This is a genomic window from Microbispora bryophytorum (genome assembly GCF_006874465.1).
Lineage (GTDB): Bacteria > Actinomycetota > Actinomycetes > Streptosporangiales > Streptosporangiaceae > Microbispora > Microbispora bryophytorum.
Window position 1 is genome coordinate 505,885 of the sequence record NZ_VIRL01000003.1, and the last position, 16,531, is coordinate 522,415.

Annotated in this window: 17 protein-coding genes; 11 read left to right on the plus strand and 6 right to left on the minus strand. The window is 72.3% G+C overall.

What is annotated here, in order from left to right; all coding sequences use genetic code 11:
- The first annotated feature begins 1 nt into the window (after position 1).
- The 5 genes from FLX07_RS09805 (at position 2) to murQ (ending at position 5,034) form a co-directional block, all read left to right on the plus strand.
- A complete protein-coding gene (locus tag FLX07_RS09805; protein ID WP_142569732.1) occupies positions 2 to 1,009 on the plus strand; it encodes an ABC transporter permease in 1,008 nt (335 codons plus the stop codon).
- Positions 1,006 to 1,914, plus strand: coding sequence for an ABC transporter permease (locus FLX07_RS09810; protein ID WP_142569734.1), 909 nt, complete (start codon positions 1,006 to 1,008; stop codon positions 1,912 to 1,914). The genes FLX07_RS09805 and FLX07_RS09810 overlap by 4 nt, the downstream gene beginning before the upstream one ends.
- Before the next feature lie 2 nt (positions 1,915 to 1,916).
- Complete coding sequence (locus FLX07_RS09815; protein WP_142569736.1) at positions 1,917 to 2,960, plus strand: ABC transporter ATP-binding protein; 1,044 nt, start codon at positions 1,917 to 1,919, stop codon at positions 2,958 to 2,960.
- Positions 2,957 to 3,973 (plus strand): ABC transporter ATP-binding protein, encoded by a 1,017-nt coding sequence (locus tag FLX07_RS09820; RefSeq protein ID WP_142569738.1) that lies wholly within the window; start codon positions 2,957 to 2,959, stop codon positions 3,971 to 3,973. The genes FLX07_RS09815 and FLX07_RS09820 overlap by 4 nt, the downstream gene beginning before the upstream one ends.
- 65 nt (positions 3,974 to 4,038) lie before the next feature.
- The gene (gene murQ, locus FLX07_RS09825) at positions 4,039 to 5,034 is read left to right on the plus strand and encodes an N-acetylmuramic acid 6-phosphate etherase (RefSeq protein WP_142569740.1); all 996 of its coding nucleotides are present in this window, start codon (positions 4,039 to 4,041) and stop codon (positions 5,032 to 5,034) included.
- Positions 5,035 to 5,072: 38 nt separating this feature from the next.
- Here the strand turns inward: murQ and FLX07_RS09830 are convergent, their stop codons facing one another.
- On the minus strand, positions 5,073 to 5,972 hold the full coding sequence (locus FLX07_RS09830; protein ID WP_142569742.1) for a MurR/RpiR family transcriptional regulator: 900 nt from the start codon (positions 5,970 to 5,972) through the stop codon (positions 5,073 to 5,075).
- Between the two features lie 244 nt (positions 5,973 to 6,216).
- On the opposite strand from FLX07_RS09830, the gene FLX07_RS09835 reads away from it, so the two are divergent.
- On the plus strand, positions 6,217 to 7,806 hold the full coding sequence (locus FLX07_RS09835) for a glycoside hydrolase family 10-like protein (RefSeq protein WP_142569744.1): 1,590 nt from the start codon (positions 6,217 to 6,219) through the stop codon (positions 7,804 to 7,806).
- A gap of 77 nt (positions 7,807 to 7,883) precedes the next feature.
- Here the strand turns inward: FLX07_RS09835 and FLX07_RS09840 are convergent, their stop codons facing one another.
- A complete protein-coding gene (locus FLX07_RS09840) occupies positions 7,884 to 8,303 on the minus strand; it encodes a winged helix-turn-helix transcriptional regulator (RefSeq protein ID WP_142569746.1) in 420 nt (139 codons plus the stop codon).
- A gap of 132 nt (positions 8,304 to 8,435) precedes the next feature.
- Here FLX07_RS09840 and FLX07_RS09845 point away from each other — a divergent pair, with 132 nt between their 5' ends.
- A complete protein-coding gene (locus FLX07_RS09845; RefSeq protein WP_142569748.1) occupies positions 8,436 to 9,308 on the plus strand; it encodes an aldo/keto reductase family oxidoreductase in 873 nt (290 codons plus the stop codon).
- 57 nt (positions 9,309 to 9,365) lie between these two features.
- Here FLX07_RS09845 and FLX07_RS09850 read toward each other — a convergent pair whose 3' ends face one another.
- On the minus strand, positions 9,366 to 10,076 hold the full coding sequence (locus FLX07_RS09850; RefSeq protein ID WP_229689552.1) for a carboxymuconolactone decarboxylase family protein: 711 nt from the start codon (positions 10,074 to 10,076) through the stop codon (positions 9,366 to 9,368).
- A 76-nt stretch (positions 10,077 to 10,152) separates the two neighbouring features.
- Here FLX07_RS09850 and FLX07_RS09855 point away from each other — a divergent pair, with 76 nt between their 5' ends.
- Together FLX07_RS09855 and FLX07_RS09860 are read left to right on the plus strand one after the other, a co-directional pair.
- A complete protein-coding gene (locus tag FLX07_RS09855) occupies positions 10,153 to 10,782 on the plus strand; it encodes a TetR/AcrR family transcriptional regulator (RefSeq protein WP_142569750.1) in 630 nt (209 codons plus the stop codon).
- A 20-nt stretch (positions 10,783 to 10,802) separates the two neighbouring features.
- Positions 10,803 to 11,963: an anhydro-N-acetylmuramic acid kinase gene (locus tag FLX07_RS09860; protein WP_142569752.1), complete on the plus strand. Its 1,161-nt coding sequence runs from the start codon at positions 10,803 to 10,805 to the stop codon at positions 11,961 to 11,963.
- A 29-nt stretch (positions 11,964 to 11,992) separates the two neighbouring features.
- On the opposite strand, the gene FLX07_RS09865 is transcribed toward FLX07_RS09860, so the two are convergent.
- Positions 11,993 to 12,910, minus strand: coding sequence for an NmrA family NAD(P)-binding protein (locus FLX07_RS09865; protein ID WP_142569754.1), 918 nt, complete (start codon positions 12,908 to 12,910; stop codon positions 11,993 to 11,995).
- 173 nt (positions 12,911 to 13,083) lie between these two features.
- Between FLX07_RS09865 and FLX07_RS09870 the strand changes: the two genes are divergently transcribed.
- Both FLX07_RS09870 and FLX07_RS09875 read left to right on the plus strand, forming a co-directional pair.
- Complete coding sequence (locus FLX07_RS09870) at positions 13,084 to 13,710, plus strand: TetR/AcrR family transcriptional regulator (protein WP_142569756.1); 627 nt, start codon at positions 13,084 to 13,086, stop codon at positions 13,708 to 13,710.
- A gap of 51 nt (positions 13,711 to 13,761) precedes the next feature.
- Positions 13,762 to 14,580: a MerR family transcriptional regulator gene (locus FLX07_RS09875; protein WP_142569758.1), complete on the plus strand. Its 819-nt coding sequence runs from the start codon at positions 13,762 to 13,764 to the stop codon at positions 14,578 to 14,580.
- 14 nt (positions 14,581 to 14,594) lie between these two features.
- Here the strand turns inward: FLX07_RS09875 and FLX07_RS09880 are convergent, their stop codons facing one another.
- A complete protein-coding gene (locus FLX07_RS09880) occupies positions 14,595 to 15,257 on the minus strand; it encodes a response regulator transcription factor (protein ID WP_142569761.1) in 663 nt (220 codons plus the stop codon).
- Positions 15,254 to 16,411 (minus strand): sensor histidine kinase, encoded by a 1,158-nt coding sequence (locus FLX07_RS09885; RefSeq protein ID WP_229689553.1) that lies wholly within the window; start codon positions 16,409 to 16,411, stop codon positions 15,254 to 15,256. The genes FLX07_RS09880 and FLX07_RS09885 overlap by 4 nt, the downstream gene beginning before the upstream one ends.
- Between the last annotated feature and the right edge of the window lie 120 nt (positions 16,412 to 16,531).

The following is a 16,531-nucleotide window of genomic DNA, read 5'->3' on the forward strand; positions in this document are numbered from 1 at the left end:
CATGGCGGTTCTCCTCCGGCGGTTCGCGGGTCATGTGGCCCGCGGGTTCGTCATGATCCTTGTCGTCACGACGATCAGCTTCCTGATCATCAGAAGCGTCCCCGGTGACCCACTCGCGGCGCGCTACCAGAAGCTCGTCGAGCAGGGCATGGCCCCCGACGCCGCCCAGCGCGCGGTCGAGGCGCTGTACGGCTTCACGCCGAAGGGCAGCCTCTGGGAGCAGTACGTCGACTACATGGGCGGGCTGGCCCACCTCGACCTCGGGCAGTCGCTGTCCGTGCCCGGCGCGGGCGTGTCCACCGTGCTGTTCTCAGCCGCCAAATGGACCGTGATCCCGGTGCTCGCCGGGACGCTGCTGAGTTTCCTCGCCGGCGTGGTCATGGGCGTCTACGCGGCGATCAGACGGACCGGCGTGCTGGGCGACCTCCTCGCGGTCTCCGGATCGCTGCTGCACGGTGTCCCGCAGTATGTGCTGGCGCTGCTGCTTGGGGCGATCTTCACCACGCTGGTCCCGATCCTCCCCGCCGGGGGGACGGCCGACATCATGATCGACCCCGGCTTCACCGCCGGCTACATCGGCTCGCTGGTCCAGCACGCCACCCTGCCCGTCGTCACGTACGCGCTGGCCGGCTACGGCGGGTGGATCCTCGCGATGAAGTCGAGCGTGGTCACCGTGCTCGGCGACGACTTCATCCTGGCCGCCGAACTGCGCGGGATGAAGCGGTCGATCGTCTTCCGTTATGTGGCGCGCAACGCGATCCTGCCGCTGTTCACGATCCTGGCGCTTTCGCTGGGCCTGCTCTTCGGCGGCGCGATCTTCATCGAGCGCATCTTCAACTACCCGGGCCTGGGGCTGATGCTCATCGACAGCGTCAACAACCGCGACTACTCCCTGATGGGCGGGGCGTTCCTGCTCATCACGGCGGCGGTCGTCGTCGCGAACATCGCCGCCGACCTCCTCTACACGGTCATCGACCCCCGGGTGCGCAGCGGAGGGGAGGCGGCATGAGCTCGACCATTGTGCCGGAGGCGGAGGCGGGGGGCGCCGCCGCGGTCCGCCGCAACTTCTGGCGGGGCGTCTGGCGGGTCATGCGGCGCAAGCCGAGCCGGATGGCCGGCGCGGTCATCCTCGCGGTGTTCGCCTTCATGGGGATCTTCGGGCTGATGCTCTATCCCGACCCCCTGCCCCGCGACACGAGCGCGCTCTACGCCTCGCCGAGCCTGCGGCATCCGTTCGGCACCGACTTCGAGGGCACGGACGTGCTCGCCCTCGTCGTCACCGGCTCCCGGTACGTCCTGCTGACCGCCGTCGTGACGGCCGTGATCACGGTCGTGGTCGGCGCGGGCGTCGGGCTGTTCGCCGGGTTCCGGCGGGGCCGCTGGGACACCGTGCTCATGCGGTTCACCGACATGAAGCTCACCATCCCGGGGCTGCCGCTGCTGCTGGTGCTGTCGACGGTGTGGAAGTTCACCGGCGCCGTCGAGATGGGCCTGGTGCTCGGGCTGCTCGGCTGGGGCGGCATCGCCCGGGCCGTGCGGTCGCAGACGCTGTCGCTGCGCGAGCGCGGCTTCATCGAGGCCGCCCGGGGGCTCGGCCTGTCCACGACGCACATCGTCGGCAGGGAACTGCTGCCCGGCATGGCTCCGTACATCGCGATGAACGCGCTCATCGCGGTGACCGGCGCGGTCTACGCGCAGGTGGGCCTGTTCTTCCTGGGCGTGCTGCCGTTCGAGTCGAACAACTGGGGCGTCATGCTCAACTTCGCCGTCTTCGGCGGGGGCGCGCTGACCACGACGGCCGCGCTGCCGTACCTGCTGGCGCCGCTGCTGGCGATCCTGCTGCTCACGCTCGGCATCGTGCTGGTCGTGGACGCCATGGACGAGATCTTCAACCCCCGGCTGCGTGAGGAGTGAGCATGGCTCCCGAGCAGGGTCCTCCCGGCGTGCGGATCCGCGGGCTGACCGTGGTCTACCGCACCGCGGCCGGCGAGTTGCCGGCGGTCTCCGGCGTCGACCTCGACCTCGCGCCCGGCACGATCACCGGCGTCGTGGGCGAGTCGGGATCCGGCAAGTCCACGCTCGCGCTGTCGCTGCTCAACGCCGTCCAGCCGCCCGGCAGGATCGCGGCGGGCAGCGTCGAGATCGACGGACTCGGCGACGTCGTCGCGCTCGGCGGCGAGGGGCTGCGCCGGGCCCGGGGACGGCACGTCGGGTACGTCTTCCAGGCGGCGCAGAACTCCCTCAACCCGCTCAAGACGGTCGGCAAACAGGTGCTCGACCTGGGTCGCTCGCACGGCGTCGAGAACCCGCGCGGACTGCTGGCGGACGCCCGCGACCTGCTCGGGCGGATGGGCCTGGACGGGGCCCGGGTGCTCGACTCCTACCAGCACGAGCTGTCCGGCGGCATGCGCCAGCGGGTCGGCATCATGCTGGCCCTGGTGCTGAACGCCCGCCTCGTCGTGCTGGACGAGCCCACGACCGCCCTCGACATGATCACGCAGGCGACGATCCTGCGCATCGTCCGGGAGGTGCACGCCGAGCGCGGCCTCACCACGCTCGTCATCACCCACGACCTCGGGGTGGTCGCCGAGGTCGCCGACCGGCTCGCGGTCATGTACGGCGGCCGGGTGGCCGAGCAGGGTCCCACCCGCGAGGTGCTGGCCGGGCCGCGCCACCCGTACACGCGGGGGCTGCTGGGGGCCGTCCCGCGTCTCGTCGGCGACATCGGCGAGGCGCACGCCCTGCCAGGCCGCCCGCCGACGCTGGCCGACATCCCGGCCGACGGGTGCGTGTTCCGCGGGCGCTGCCCGCTGCGCATGGACGTGTGCGAGACCGGCCGGCCACCGGTGGTCGTCTCGGGCTCCCGGTCGGCGGCCTGCCACGCACTGCGCGACGACGACGGGCACGACGACGGGGACGGGCCGGTGGTGGCCGCCGCCACGGGGGAGGAGCAGGCATGATCAATGGGACCGGCATCACGAAGACGTTCCGGCAGCGAGGCGGCGTGCTCGGCGCCCGGGAGGTGCCCGCGCTGCGCGGCGTGGACTTCGCCGTTCCGAAGGGCGGCGCCGTCTCGTTCATCGGCGAGTCGGGCTGCGGCAAGACCACACTCGGCCGGATCGTCGCCGGGCTGGAGACCTGCGACTCCGGGGAGATCGTCATCGACGACGTGGCGATGTCGTCGCTGAGCCACCGCAGGCGGCAGCCGTACTTCCGCCGGGTCCAGCTCATCCACCAGGACCCCTACTCCGCGCTGAACCCGACGCGCACGATCCACCAGGCGCTGGCCGCACCGCTCGCGCTGCGGGCGAGGCAGACCGGCCGCCCGCGCTCGTGGGCGGACGGGCGGGCCCGGGAGCTGCTCGGGCTGGTCGGGCTCGACCCGGGCTACGTGCTGCCGCGCTATCCCCACCAGTTGTCGGGCGGCATGCGCCAGCGCGTGGTGATCGCCCGCGCGCTCACCGTCGACCCCGAGGTCCTGGTCGCCGACGAGGCCGTCTCGATGATCGACGTGTCGCTGCGCCTGGGCATCCTCGCGCTGTTGAAGGACCTGCGCGAGCGGCTCGGGGTGAGCGTGCTGTTCATCACCCACGACGTGGCGACCGCCCGTTACATCGGCACGGACGGCGAGCTGTACGTCATCTACCGCGGCCAGGTCGTCGAACGCGGCCCGGTCGAGACCGTCATCTCGGCTCCGGTGCACCCCTACACGCAGGCGCTGCTGTCGGCCATCCCGGTGCTGCACGGCCTGGAGTCGCCGGGCGACCAGCGGGTCGTGCCGGTGGAGGCGTCGGTGGGGGCGTCGGGGGAGTACTCGGACGGCTGCCTGTTCGCGCCGCGCTGCCCCTTCAGAACCGAGCGGTGTGAACGCGAGCGGCCCGCGCTGAGCCGCAACGGCGACATGCCGCAGGAGCACGCCTGCTTCCATCCCGAGCGCCGCAGCGTGGTCGCGGTGCCGGTGAGCCGCCGGTGAGGAGTCGCTTCGGACACGTACGGCGATCGGGGAGGCCGGAGTTGGAAACCGATGACAGGGACAAGATGACTGACCCACTGACGGGCCTGTCCACACAGCGGAGCGGTCTCGACGCAGAGCAGAGCGGATTGGGCACAGAGCAGAGCGGCCTGGACACAGAGCAGAGCGAGCTCTATACGGAGCAGAGCGATCCGCGTTACCGCGAGATCGACCGGTTGCCGACCGAGGAGATCGCCCGCCTGATGAACGCGGCCGACGCCACGGTGCCGGGCGCGGTGGCCAGGGCCATTCCGGCCGTCTCGGCCGCCATCGACGCGATCGCCGGCCGCATGGGTCGGGGCGGGCGCCTGTTCTACGTGGGGGCGGGGACGTCCGGCAGGCTGGGCGTCCTCGACGCCTCGGAATGCCCGCCGACCTTCGGCACCGACCCCGAACTCGTGCAGGGTGTCATCGCGGGCGGCGAGGCCGCGCTGACCCGGTCGATCGAGGGCGCCGAGGACGACCACGACGGCGGGGCGGCGGCCGTCGCCGGCCGTGGCCTGGGCCCGCTCGACTCGCTCGTGGGGATCTCCGCCAGCGGTCGCGCGCCGTTCGTGCTCGGGGCGCTGGGTGAGGCCGCCCGGCGCGGTGCCCTGACCGTGAGCCTGTCCTGCAACCCGGGGTCGCCGCTGTCGGAGCGGGCCGAGCATCCGATCGAGGTGGTCGTCGGTCCCGAGGTGGTGGCCGGCTCGACCCGGCTCAAGGCGGGGACCGCCCAGAAGCTCGTGCTCAACATGATCTCGACGATCGCGATGATCCGGCTGGGCAGGACGTACGGGAACGCCATGATCGAGGTCTCGGCGGTGAACGAGAAGCTCGCGCGGAGGGCGACACGGATCGTCGGCGACATCACCGGCGCCGGGCCCGCCGCCGCGCGGGCCGCGCTGGAGACGGCGGACTGGAACGTCAAGGTGGCCGTGCTGATGATCGAGCGCGACCTCGGCCCGGACGGTGCCCGGGCGCTGCTGAAGGCCAACGGCGACCGGCTGGAGGCCGCCCGCCACACCGGAGGCGCCGCCTGACGAGTGCCGGGCGGAGTGGACGGCGTCCTGCGGGTGGGTCAGGCCGAGCGGGCGCGGCGGTGGGCGTCGCCGAGGTAGTCGGCGAGCGCGTCGCGGGTCGCGCGTAAGGCGGCGTCGGAGGTGTCGAACGTGCGCTGCGCGACGCCGACGAAGACGCAGTCGACGATGAGCAGCTGGCTGATCCGGCTGGCCAGCGCGCCCGGCCGGAACGCCGTCTCGCGTCCGGCGGAGATCAGGACGTGGTCGGCGAGCCCGGCCAGCGACGAGCGCGGGTTGTTCGTGATGGCCACGACCGTCGCGCCGGCCTTGCGGGCGATCCGCGCCGGGCCGAGCACGTCGGGCGTCTCGCCGGTGCAGCTCACCCCGACGGCCACGTCTGCTTCGCGGAGCAGCGCGGCGCTGGTGAGCGCGAGGTGCGCGTCGGTGTAGGAGTGGCCGGGCAACCCGATCCGCATCAGCTTCTGCGCCATGTCGGCCGCGACGAGGCCGGAGGCGCCCACGCCGTACACGTCCACGCGGCGGGCGCCGGCGACGGCGTCCACCACCGCGCCGAGCCGGTCGGGGTTGAGCTGGGCCGCCGTGTCGGCGAGCGCCTGCGACTCGGCCCGGGTGACCTTGGCGATCACGTCGGTCAGGGGGTCGTCCGGGGCGAGGTCGCCGGGCACGAGCCGCTCGGGGGTGTCCCTGGCAACGGCCGCCGCCAGGGCGAACCGCAGCTGGGAGTAGCCGGCGAAGCCCAGCGCCCGCGCGGTCCGCACGATCGTCGCCTCGCTGATCCCCGAGACCGCGCTGACCTCCGTGATGGTGCTGCGGGCCACCATGGCGGGGTCGTCGAGGATGAGGCGCGCGATGGTCTGGGCGGCGGGGGTGAGCGAGGGCAGCACCGCACGCACCGTCGCGATCGGGTTGACCGGTGCGGCGCCCTCGTTCTCGTTCATCACCTGCAGCCTCTCCTGTCGCGCGATCAGCTTAGATCCATGCGCCCACCGGTGCGGGACAACGGGACCAGAAGTCCACATGTCGAGACATGTACGGCGTGACCTGGACGCCCGCCGCTGTCTCTACATGAGGAGCTCTTGGGGCAGATTACACGTCGATGACACTTTCTTTTATCCGCATTGATCTGAAAGTAAGTTTCTGTCAGTCTCGTGATCGCCGCATCCCCGGCCTTCGGAGGTCCGATTGAGCTCCCCCTCCCGGCGTGCCGTGCTGCGCGGCCTGGCCCTCGCCGCCGCGGCGTCGGCCGTCCCGCTGCCGGCCCTCGCCGCATCCCCCGCTTCCGCCCTCGCCGCATCCCCCGCTTCCGCCCTCTCCGCCTCTCCCGCCGGGTACGTCCCGCCGCTGCGCCAGATGCGCGGCATGTGGATCGCCTCGGTCGTCAACATCAACTGGCCGTCCAGGACCGGACTGACGCCCGAGCAGCAGCAGGCCGAGTTCACGGCCTGGCTCGACCTCGCCGTGGCGCGCCGGCTCAACTCCGTGTTCGTGCAGATCAGGCCGACCGCCGACGCCTTCTGGCCGTCGCCGTACGAGCCGTGGTCGCAGTATCTGACCGGGGTCCAGGGGCAGGACCCGGGCTACGACCCGCTGGGCTTCGCCGTCGAGGCGGCCCACAGGAGGGGCCTGGCGTTCCACGCCTGGTTCAACCCCTACCGCGTGTCCATGCAGGCGGACCCGGCCAAGCTGCACCCCGGCCACCCCGGCCGGCGGCATCCCGAGTGGATCGTCCCGTACGGCGGCAAGCTCTACTACAACCCCGGCATCCCCGAGGTCCGGGCGTTCGTGCAGGACGCGATGATGGACGCCGTCACCCGCTACGACATCGACGGCGTGCACTTCGACGACTACTTCTACCCGGTCAACACGACGGCGTTCGACGACAGCGCGGCCTACGCGGCGTACGGCGCGGGCTTCCCCGACCTGGCCGCCTGGCGGCGCGGCAACGTCGACCTGCTGGTCCGGGAGATGCAGCAGCGCGTACGGCAGGCCAAGCCCGAGGTGATCTGGGGCATCGGCCCGTCGGGCATCTGGCGCAACGAGGCGACCGACCCCCTCGGCTCCGACACCAGCGGCGGTCAGTCGTACGACAACCTGCACGCCGACACCCGCGGCTGGGTGAAGAAGGGCTGGCTCGACTACATCGCGCCGCAGCTCTACTGGTACATCGGCCAGTCGAACGCCGACTACGCCAAGCTCGTCCCCTGGTGGTCGGGCGTGACCGCCGGCACCGGGGTGCAGCTGTGGATCGGCCAGGCGGCGTACAAGGCGGGGACGGCCGGGCAGCCCGACGAGTGGTTCCAGCCGGACGAGCTGTCCCGGCACCTCACGCTCAACCGCGACCATCCGGAGGTCGGCGGGGACATCTGGTACAACGCGGCCGACGTCCGCGACGACCGGCTCGGGTCGATCGGCGCGGTCGTGAGCGGGCACTACACGCGTCCGGCGCTCGCGCCGCTGCTGCCCAGGCTCGCGGGCGGCGAGCCGCCGCGCCGTCCCGTGCTCGCCTCGGCCCACCGCGTGAGCGGGGGCGTGGAGCTGCAGGTCGAGGCCACGGGGCCGCGCGCCCCGTTCCAGTTCGCCGTCTTCCGGTTCGACCGGCCCGCCCGGCGGCAGGACTTCGCCGACGCGGCGCACCTGGTCGCGGTCGTCCCGGCGGCCGGGCACGTCCGCTGGGTCGACCCGGACGGCGCGCCCGGCCACCGCTACCACGTCACGGCCGTGGACCGGGCATCCCGGCACAGCGAGCCGAGCCGCGAACGCAGGGTGCGTTGAGCGGGGTGCGTTGAGGGGGTGCACTCAGCGGGACGCGTTGAGCAGGGCCCACGGGCCGTCAGACGGTGTACGCAATCTCAGGCGGTGCGGGCATCGTACGTCGCGCGGTGGGCGAGCACGTCGTCCATGTGCGCCTGGGCCCAGGTCTTGAGGCCGCGCATCATCTGCCGCAGAGAGAGACCGAGGTCGGTCAGCTCGTAGGTGACCGTGACGGGCACGGTCGGCGTCGCGGTGCGGGCGACCAGGCCGTCACGTTCCAGGGAGCGCAGCGTCTGGGTGAGCATCTTCTGACTGACGCCGGCGAGCAGCCGGGACAGTTCCGAGTAGCGCATCGGCCGGGGCTCACCGTCGCAGTCTCCGCCCAGCGCGGCCAGGATCAGCGTGACCCATTTGTTGGAGATCCGGTCGAGCAGCTGGCGGCTGGGACACGCCGCCAGGAAAGCGTCATATTCCATCTTGGCCTGCTCCCTCTTCTGGGCCGCCGTCATCGTCGCCATCGACCGCTCCTCTGACCCGGGGGTGCCTTACACACTCTGAAGTGCGTACTTCCCGTCAGGATGTTACCCCTCCAAAATGCAGCAAGGGGGCCGTGAGGCACCACCATTCAGCTCACGACGAAAGACAGAGGCATGAGCACGCTCTCCATTTCGCTTCCCGGCGGCATCTGGACCCTGGGCGACCTGACCGTCACCCGGTTCGGCTACGGCGCCATGCAGCTCGCCGGCCCCGGGGTCATGGGCCCGCCCACCGACCACGACGGCGCACTGGCCGTCCTGCGCGAGGTCGTCGACCTCGGCATCACTCACATCGACACCGCCGACGCCTACGGGCCGCGGGTCACCAACCAGCTGATCCGCGAAGCGCTGCACCCGTACGCCGACTCGCTGCACATCGTGACAAAGGTCGGCGCGACCCGCGACGAGCAGGGAGGCTGGCCCCCGGCCCGCCGACCCGAAGACCTGCGCCGCGCCGTCCACGAGAACCTGGAGAACCTCGGCCTCGAGACGCTGGACGTGGTCAACCTCCGGCTCGGCGACGCCCAGGGCCCCCGGCCCGGGTCGCTCGCCGAAGCGTTCGAGACGCTCGTCGACCTCCAGCGGCAGGGCCTGATCCGCCACCTCGGCGTCAGCAACGCGACGGCGGAGCAGGTCGCCGAGGCACGCTCGATCGCGCCGATCGTGTGCGTGCAGAACATGTACAACCTCGCCCACCGCCACGACGACGAGCTGATCGACGAGCTCGCCGAGCAGGGCATCGCCTACGTGCCCTTCTTCCCGCTCGGCGGCTTCAGCCCGCTGCAGTCCTCCGCGCTGTCGGCCGTCGCCGCCAGGCTGCACGCGACGCCGATGTCCGTCGCCCTGGCCTGGTTGCTGCGGCGGTCGCCGAACATCCTGCTGATCCCCGGCACCTCGTCGGTGGCGCACCTGCGCGAGAACGTCGCCGGCGCGGGGCTCTCGCTCTCCGACGAGGACCTCGCCGAGCTGGACAAGATCGGCCGCTGAGCGCCGGTCCCGCCGGTCCGCACGGTCAGGCGGTGCGGGCCGGTGGCGTACGCGGCGTCAGTGGACGGGGGTGAGGCAGGCGTTGAGCGCCTTCCACGCCTGCCATGCCCGCGTCGCCCCGAACTGCGCGTTGAAGCGCAGCACGGCCCGCACGTCCTCGGGTGACGCGCCGGCCCCGAGGGCGCGGCCCACGTGGATGCGGAACGTCTCGTCCAGCGTCTGGTAGTGCACGTCGACGCTCATCGTCGTGAACGCCCGCTCGCGGACGCTCAACGTGCCCGGACCCTGGACGCCCCGCATCCGCGACTGCAGATCGAAGTACTCCAGGAAGTAGGGGTCGAGCTCGGTCAGCTCGGCCCGGACCGGCTCGGGCAGCGGGGTCGGCGCCGCACCGGGACCGGTCTCCAGCAGCTCCTGGGGCAGGGGCTCGGCGTCCGGGCGGGACAGCCCGGCCGCGGCCTCTATCTCGGTGAGCCGCTCCAGCGCGGCCAGCGCCGCGGGATACCCGCTGTCATAGGAGATGAGGCGCAGCAGCGCCCGCATGTCCGCGGTGGAGACGCCGAGCCGCAGGCCCGCGCGAACGTGCCTCTCGAACGGGAGACCGAGGGACGGCTGGCAGACGTCCGCCACCAGGGCCAGGAACACCTTCTCGCGGTCGGTCAGCTCGGGCACCGCCCAGCAGTGACCGGCACTGGCGGCCGCCATCTGGGCGAACACCGGGTCCATCTCGTTGATCGTGTCGAAGTCCGTCGAAGCGTGGACGGTCACAGGAATCGCTCCCTTGGTGAACGGCTGTAGCGCTACGACTGTAGCCCGATGGTCGTCCTCATACAATAGGCCGGTCATGGAAGCCACTCCGTCCCCGACGCCCGCCGCCCGCCGCCGTCCGAACGCGCGGGGGCAGGGCGAGCGGCTGCGCGAGGAGATCGTCGCGGCGGCGATGCGCATGCTCGACGACCTCGCCGACGACGAGGCGCTGTCGCTGCGGGCCGTGGCGCGCGAGGTGTCCATCGCCGCCACCTCGGTCTACCTGCACTTTCCCGACCGTGACGCGCTCGTGCTCGCGGTGCTGGGGCGCTGCCACGAGGAGCTGGTGCGGACCGGTGACGAGGCGGACGCCGCGCAGGAGGACCCCGCGGCGCGGTTGCGGGCGCGCATCCTCGCGCAGGTCGCCTGGGCGCACGAGCATCCGGGCCTCTACAAGGTGCTGCACGAGAGCGCGGTCCACCGCCGGCTCGGCATGCCGTTCAAAGAGGTGCTGTTCGTCAGGACCGCGGAGGCGGTCGAGCGCTGCATGGACGCCGGGGTCGCTCCGCGCGACGACGCGGCGACGGTCGCGATCGACCTGCGCACGGCGGTGAACGGCATGCTGTCGCAGCGGATCAACGAGCCCGACCTGCCCTGGCCGCCCGCGGAGGAGCAGATCGACCGTTTCCTCACCAAGCTCGTCGGCCTCCCGCCGAGAGCCGGCTGAAGAACCCTTGCGAGGCAGGCGTGCGCGTACTCGGGCTGATGTCGGGGACCTCCCACGACGGGATCGACTGCGCGCTCGTCCAATGGTCGCGGGACGGCGACCTGCTCACCGGTGTCGTGGAGCACACCGGCACGGTGCCCTACCCGCCTGACCTGCGGGCCGCGATCGTCGCCGCGCTGCCGCCGAACCGCACGGACATGGGCGCGGTCTGCCGCCTCGACACGCTCGTGGGCCGGGCGTTCGCCGAGGCGGCGGCGACCTGCCCCGCCGCCGACCTCGTCTGCTCACACGGGCAGACGATGTACCACTGGGTGGAGGACGGCCGCGTGCGCGGGACGCTGCAGCTCGGGCAGCCGGCCTGGATCGCCGAACGGCTCGGCGTGCCGGTCGTGTCGGACCTGCGGGTGCGCGACGTGGCCGCAGGCGGGCAGGGCGCGCCGCTCGTGTCCGCCTTCGACCTGCCGTTGCTGTCCGGGCTGCCCGCCTCGGCGGGCCGGACCGGCGCGCTGAACCTCGGCGGCATCGCCAACCTCACCGTGTGCGAGCCCCCGCTCGCCTACGACACCGGCCCGGCCTCGGCGCTGACGGACGCGGCCGTGCGCGCCGCCACCGGAATGCCGTACGACGAGGACGGCAGGCTGGCCGCGGCGGGGAAGGTGCACGAGGGCCTGCTGACCGAGCTGCTCGCCGAGCCCTACTATCACCGGCCGCCGCCCAAGACGACGGGCAAGGAGCTGTTCCACGCGGGCTACCTGGACCGGGTCGCCGGGCCGTACGCGCTGGGCCTGCCGGACCTGGTGGCGACGCTAACGGCGCTCACCGCCGAGACGGTCGCGGCGCGGATCCGGCGGCACGGGCTCGGCACGGTCGTCGTCTCCGGTGGCGGCGTGCGCAACCCGGCCCTGATGAGCGCGCTGCGCGAGCGGGCCCGAGGCGTGCGGCTGCCGCCGAGCGACGACCTCGGCGTGCCCTCGGACGCGAAGGAGGCCGTCGCGTTCTCCTACCTCGGCTGGCTGACCGCGCACGGCCTGCCCGGCACGGTGCCCGCCTGCACCGGCGCGGCCGGATCGCGGGTGCTCGGCGCCGTCACCCCGGGCCGCGGGCCGCTGCGGCTCCCGGAACCGCTGGACCTGCCGCCCCGCCGCCTCCAGATGAGCGCCGTCGCGCCGGGCACCGGGTGAGGCGCCGGGATCGGAGACGGACGTCCTGATCAGCCGCCGGTCTGGCCGAGCCTGGAGCGGTGCGTCCGCGCCCATTGTCGGAAGCCGGTCAGGGCGACGCCGTAGGAGGCGAGCGCGTCGATCGGGGCGTGATATCCCACCTCGTTGAGCCATTCCTCGCCGCGGACGACCGCCGGTGGACGACCCGCGGCGACGGCCTGCGACGGGGTGAGCGAGACCGCCCTGACCGTCCGCTTTGTGGCGGCGCCGATCGTGGCGGCCACCTCGTGCATGGTCGGCGCCTCGGCGGCCAGTTCGATGCTCTGCCCGGAGAAGCGGCCGGGCCGTTCGAGCGCCGCGGCGGCGAAGGCCGCGATGTCGTCGGCGCTGATCATCTGCACTCTGACGTGCCGTCCGACGGCGGTGACGATCTCGCCCCGGGCCAGCTCGGGGAACATCAGCGGCGCCTTGGGCGGAAGGAGGTTCTCCATGAGGAACGACGGCTTGAGGATGGTGTAGGCGGGCAGGCCGCCGTCGCGAACGGCTTCCTCGATCCGGTGCTTGGTCTCCCAGTACGCCTCGTTCCAGTGGCCTGTGCCCCAGCGGGGCATGCGGGACAGATCGCCGGTGCCGGCCACGGAGGTCTGGACGAAGTGCCGGACGCCTGAGCGCCTGGCCGCCTCGATGAGGAAGGTGGCGTTCGCCAGCTCGGCGCCGTCGTCGCCGGGATCGCGGAGCGGCACCGCGAACACGGCGGTCACACCGTCGAGTGCGGCTTCGACCGCGGCCGCGTCGCCGAGATCGCCGGCGGCCACCTCGGCGCCCCACTCGGTCAGGTGGCGGGCGCGAGCGGGTTCGCGGGTCAGGGCGCGGACCCGGTGGCCGCGGCGCAACAGGCCGCGCGCCGCTGCCGATCCCTGGGTGCCGGTCGCTCCGACGACCAGGACCGAATGCCGTCTGTCGTCCATGATCCGACCTTCCTGTCCATCTCGATGCGCGGCCGCTCACCCGGCCGTGGCGACGTCGAGCGGGCCGGGCCGATAAGCGGACCGTATGGTCAGGTTGAATCTGGCATAACCGGACCGGTCGGTCAACTTGTGCTAGGGTCGCCGGAAACACCAGTTGGGAGGCGAGGTGCCACGTGCCGACCCCATCGCAGACACACCGCCTGCGGGCCGACGCCGTCCGCAACCGCCAGGCGCTGCTCGCCGCCGCGCGTGAGGCGTTCGCCGAACACGGCATGGAGGTGTCGATCTCCGAGATCGCGCAGCGCGCGGGCATCGGGAAGGGCACGGTCTTCCGCCACTTCGCGACCAAGGAGTCGCTGGCGGCCGCGATCGTGGCCGACCGGCTCGACGAGCTGGCGGCCACGGGGCGCACGCTGCTGGAGGACGCGGACCCGGAGGCGGCCCTGCTGGAGTTCATGACGGCGGGCGTGGCCCTGCACGTGAGCGACCGCTCCTTCTGCCAGGCGGCGACCACGGACGTCCGCGGGGATCCGGTGGTTCGCGCCGCCGCCGACCGCCTGACCGGCGTCGCGGAGGCGCTCACCGGCCGAGCCAGTAGGGAGGGCGCCATCCGCGGTGACATCACCGGGGAGGACGTGATCCGGATGCTGACGGCGGCCTGCCAGGCCGCCGCGCCGGAGCGGGACGTCACGGGGGCCTGGCGCCGATACCTTCACCTGATCTTCGACGGATTGCGGTCCGAGGGAGCGCGCCCCCTGCCGCCCCTGCCACCCCTGCCGCCCCTGCCACCCACTGCCTGACAGGCGCCGCTTGACCCTGACACCGTGTGAGGCGCTGGAATCGGCCACATCATGTTCAGCATCGGAGACTTCGCCAGGCACGGCCGTGTGTCGGTCCGCATGCTGCGCCACTACGACGCGATCGGGCTGCTCCGCCCGGCCCACGTCGATCCCGTGAGCGGCTACCGCTTCTACGAGGCGGGCCAGCTCGCCCGCCTCAACCGGATCACCGCGCTCAAGGACCTGGGCTTCACGCTCAGACAGGTGCGGGAAGTCCTGGACGAGGAGGTGAGCGCCGAGGAACTGCGCGGGATGCTGCGGTTGCGGCAGGCGGAGCTGGAGGCGGCGATGGCCGCCGCGGCGGCCCGGCTGGCCCAGGTCGAGGTGAGGCTCCGGACGATCGAGAGTGAGGGACACATGAAGACCGACGATGTGGTGATCAAGCGCATCCCCGCCGTCCGGGTGGCGGAACTCAGCGGAGTGGCGCGCAGCTACGAACCCGAGGACATCAGCCCGGTCGTCGGCCCGCTGTTCCAGGAGCTGTGCCGCAGGCTGGACGAGGCCGGGGTGCCCCCGGTGGGGCCGGCGATCGCCTACTACGAGGACGCCCCGGGCGGCGACGGGATCCTCGCGCACGTGGCGATGCCGGTCGCGGTCGCGCCCGAGGACGGTCACGACTTCGCGGTCGTGGACCTGCCCGCGATCGAGCGGGCGGCCACGATCGTGCATCGCGGCCCGATGGACGACATCCTTCCGACCGAGCAGACGCTGGCCCGCTGGATCGCCGACGGCGGCCACCGCTCCGCCGGGTACGCCAGGGAGCTCTACCTGGAGGCCGGGGAGGATCCCGCCCGGTGGGTCACCGAACTCCAGGAGCCGCTCGCCGGCTGAAGGACGCCGGAGTCTCAGAGCCAGCCGGGTTTGACCAGGCCCGACTCGTACGCGATGACGACGAGTTGGGCCCGGTCGCGGGCGTGGAGTTTGCTCATCGTGCGGCTCACGTGGGTCTTGGCCGTCGCCGGGCTCATGTAGAGCCTGGCGGCGATCTCGTCGTTCGTCATGCCGGTGCCCACGAGCGCGAGCACCTCCCGCTCGCGCTCGGTGAGCGGGTCGAGGCGGGTCACGATGCCGGGCTCCTTGGCGCGGGCGACGTACTCGGCGATGAGCCTGCGCGTCACGCCGGGGGACAGCAGGGCCTCGCCGGAGGCCACCACCCGGACGGCCTGGATCAGCTCGGCCGGCTCGGTGTCCTTGACCAGGAAGCCGCTCGCGCCGCCGCGCAGGGCCTCGAAGACGTACTCGTCCAGCTCGAACGTGGTGAGCATGACGATCTTCACGTCGGTGAGGGCGGGGTCGTCGCCGATGTGGCGGGTGGCCGTCAGGCCGTCGGTGCCGGGCATGCGGATGTCCATGAGCACCACGTCGGGGCGCAGGTCCCGGGTGAGCAGGACGGCCTGCTCGCCGTCGCCGGCCTCGCCGACGACGGTCATGCCCTCCTGTGCGTCGAGCAGGGCCCGGAACCCGGCCCGGACCAGTGCCTGGTCGTCGGCGAGCAGGACGCGTATCAATTCGTCTCCTTCTGGTTGGCGGAGGCGGGCAGGGGGAGGTGGGCCTCGACGCGGAAGCCGCCGCCGGGCCGGGGGCCCGCCGCGAGCGATCCGCCGAGCGCCGCGGCCCGCTCACGCATGCCGGGGATGCCGTTGCCGCTGCCGAGGCCCGCCTCGGCCCGCGCCGCTCCCGCGCCGTCGTCCTCGATCACCACCGTCAGCTCCTCCGGCGCGTACGCCACGCGTACGGTCACCCGCGAGCCGGGCGCGTGCCGCGAGACGTTGGTCAGCGACTCCTGCACGATCCGGTAGCCGGCCCGGTCGATGCCGGCGGGCAGCGGGCGCGCCTGCCCGGTGACCTCCAGCGTGACCGGCAGGCCGCTGCGCTCGGCGAGGTCGGACAGGTGGGCCATCCCGGCCGTGGGGGAGCGCGGCGCGCCGTCCCTGAGCAGGCTCAGCACGCCGCGCATCTCGGTCAGCACGTCCTTGGACGCCTGCTTGATCGTGGTCAGCGCGGTGCGGGCCTGCTCGGGGTGGTCGTCCAGGATGTGCAGGGCGGTGGACGCCTGGACGTGGATCAGCGAGATGTTGTGGGCGAGCACGTCATGCAGCTCCTGGGCCATGGTGAGCCGTTCCTCGCTCGCCTGCCGCCGGGCCTCCTCCCGCGCCACCCGATCGCGTTCGGCGAGGCGCTCGCGGCGCACCCGCTGGAACTCCGCGACGGTGAGCGTGAGCAGCAGGTAGGCTGCGACCGCGGTGTGGTGGAAGAGGCTCGCCCGATGGGGGATGAGCCAGGTGGCGTAGGCGACCACGAACAGGAAGAACGCCCCCGACGACAGCCACGCCGCGCGCCGGTGCCCCGACAGCACCGCATTGAAGATCACGATGATCGGGCTGAGGAACACCGGCCCGTACGCGTAGCCGAACAGCATGTAGACCGAGGTGGCCGTGAGCGTGACGACCAGCACGGCGACGGGCGCGCGGCGGCGCAGCGCGATCGCGAGCGGCCCGACCACCAGCAGCGCATAGCCCCACCAGGTCAGCGGCACCCGTCCGAGGTCCGGGTTCCGCAACTGCCAGTACTGCGCGCCTATCGTCAGGAACACCTGGAGGATCCCGATGATGACCGGTAGAACGGGATCGATGCGGTGATACATCGCGGAACGGGAACGCACCCCCGCACGCTAGGCCATCGCCGCTGGTCACCGCATCCCCCCGTCGCGGCAGTCCGCCGTACGACGGAAGGAGTAGCGTGCGCCGGCGTCCAAAAGCGGACAATCCAGCAGCAATATTGA

Bases quoted from the DNA above. Each gene is read 5' to 3' on its own strand.
- FLX07_RS09805 (WP_142569732.1), top strand. From the start codon at position 2: ATGGCGGTTCTCCTCCGGCGGTTCGCGGGTCATGTGGCCCGCGGGTTC.
- FLX07_RS09810 (WP_142569734.1), top strand. From the start codon at position 1,006: ATGAGCTCGACCATTGTGCCGGAGGCGGAGGCGGGGGGCGCCGCCGCG.
- FLX07_RS09815 (WP_142569736.1), top strand. From the start codon at position 1,917: ATGGCTCCCGAGCAGGGTCCTCCCGGCGTGCGGATCCGCGGGCTGACC.
- FLX07_RS09820 (WP_142569738.1), top strand. From the start codon at position 2,957: ATGATCAATGGGACCGGCATCACGAAGACGTTCCGGCAGCGAGGCGGC.
- murQ (WP_142569740.1), top strand. From the start codon at position 4,039: ATGACTGACCCACTGACGGGCCTGTCCACACAGCGGAGCGGTCTCGAC.
- FLX07_RS09830 (WP_142569742.1), bottom strand. From the start codon at position 5,972: ATGAACGAGAACGAGGGCGCCGCACCGGTCAACCCGATCGCGACGGTG.
- FLX07_RS09840 (WP_142569746.1), bottom strand. From the start codon at position 8,303: ATGGCGACGATGACGGCGGCCCAGAAGAGGGAGCAGGCCAAGATGGAA.
- FLX07_RS09845 (WP_142569748.1), top strand. From the start codon at position 8,436: ATGAGCACGCTCTCCATTTCGCTTCCCGGCGGCATCTGGACCCTGGGC.
- FLX07_RS09855 (WP_142569750.1), top strand. From the start codon at position 10,153: ATGGAAGCCACTCCGTCCCCGACGCCCGCCGCCCGCCGCCGTCCGAAC.
- FLX07_RS09865 (WP_142569754.1), bottom strand. From the start codon at position 12,910: ATGGACGACAGACGGCATTCGGTCCTGGTCGTCGGAGCGACCGGCACC.
- FLX07_RS09875 (WP_142569758.1), top strand. From the start codon at position 13,762: ATGTTCAGCATCGGAGACTTCGCCAGGCACGGCCGTGTGTCGGTCCGC.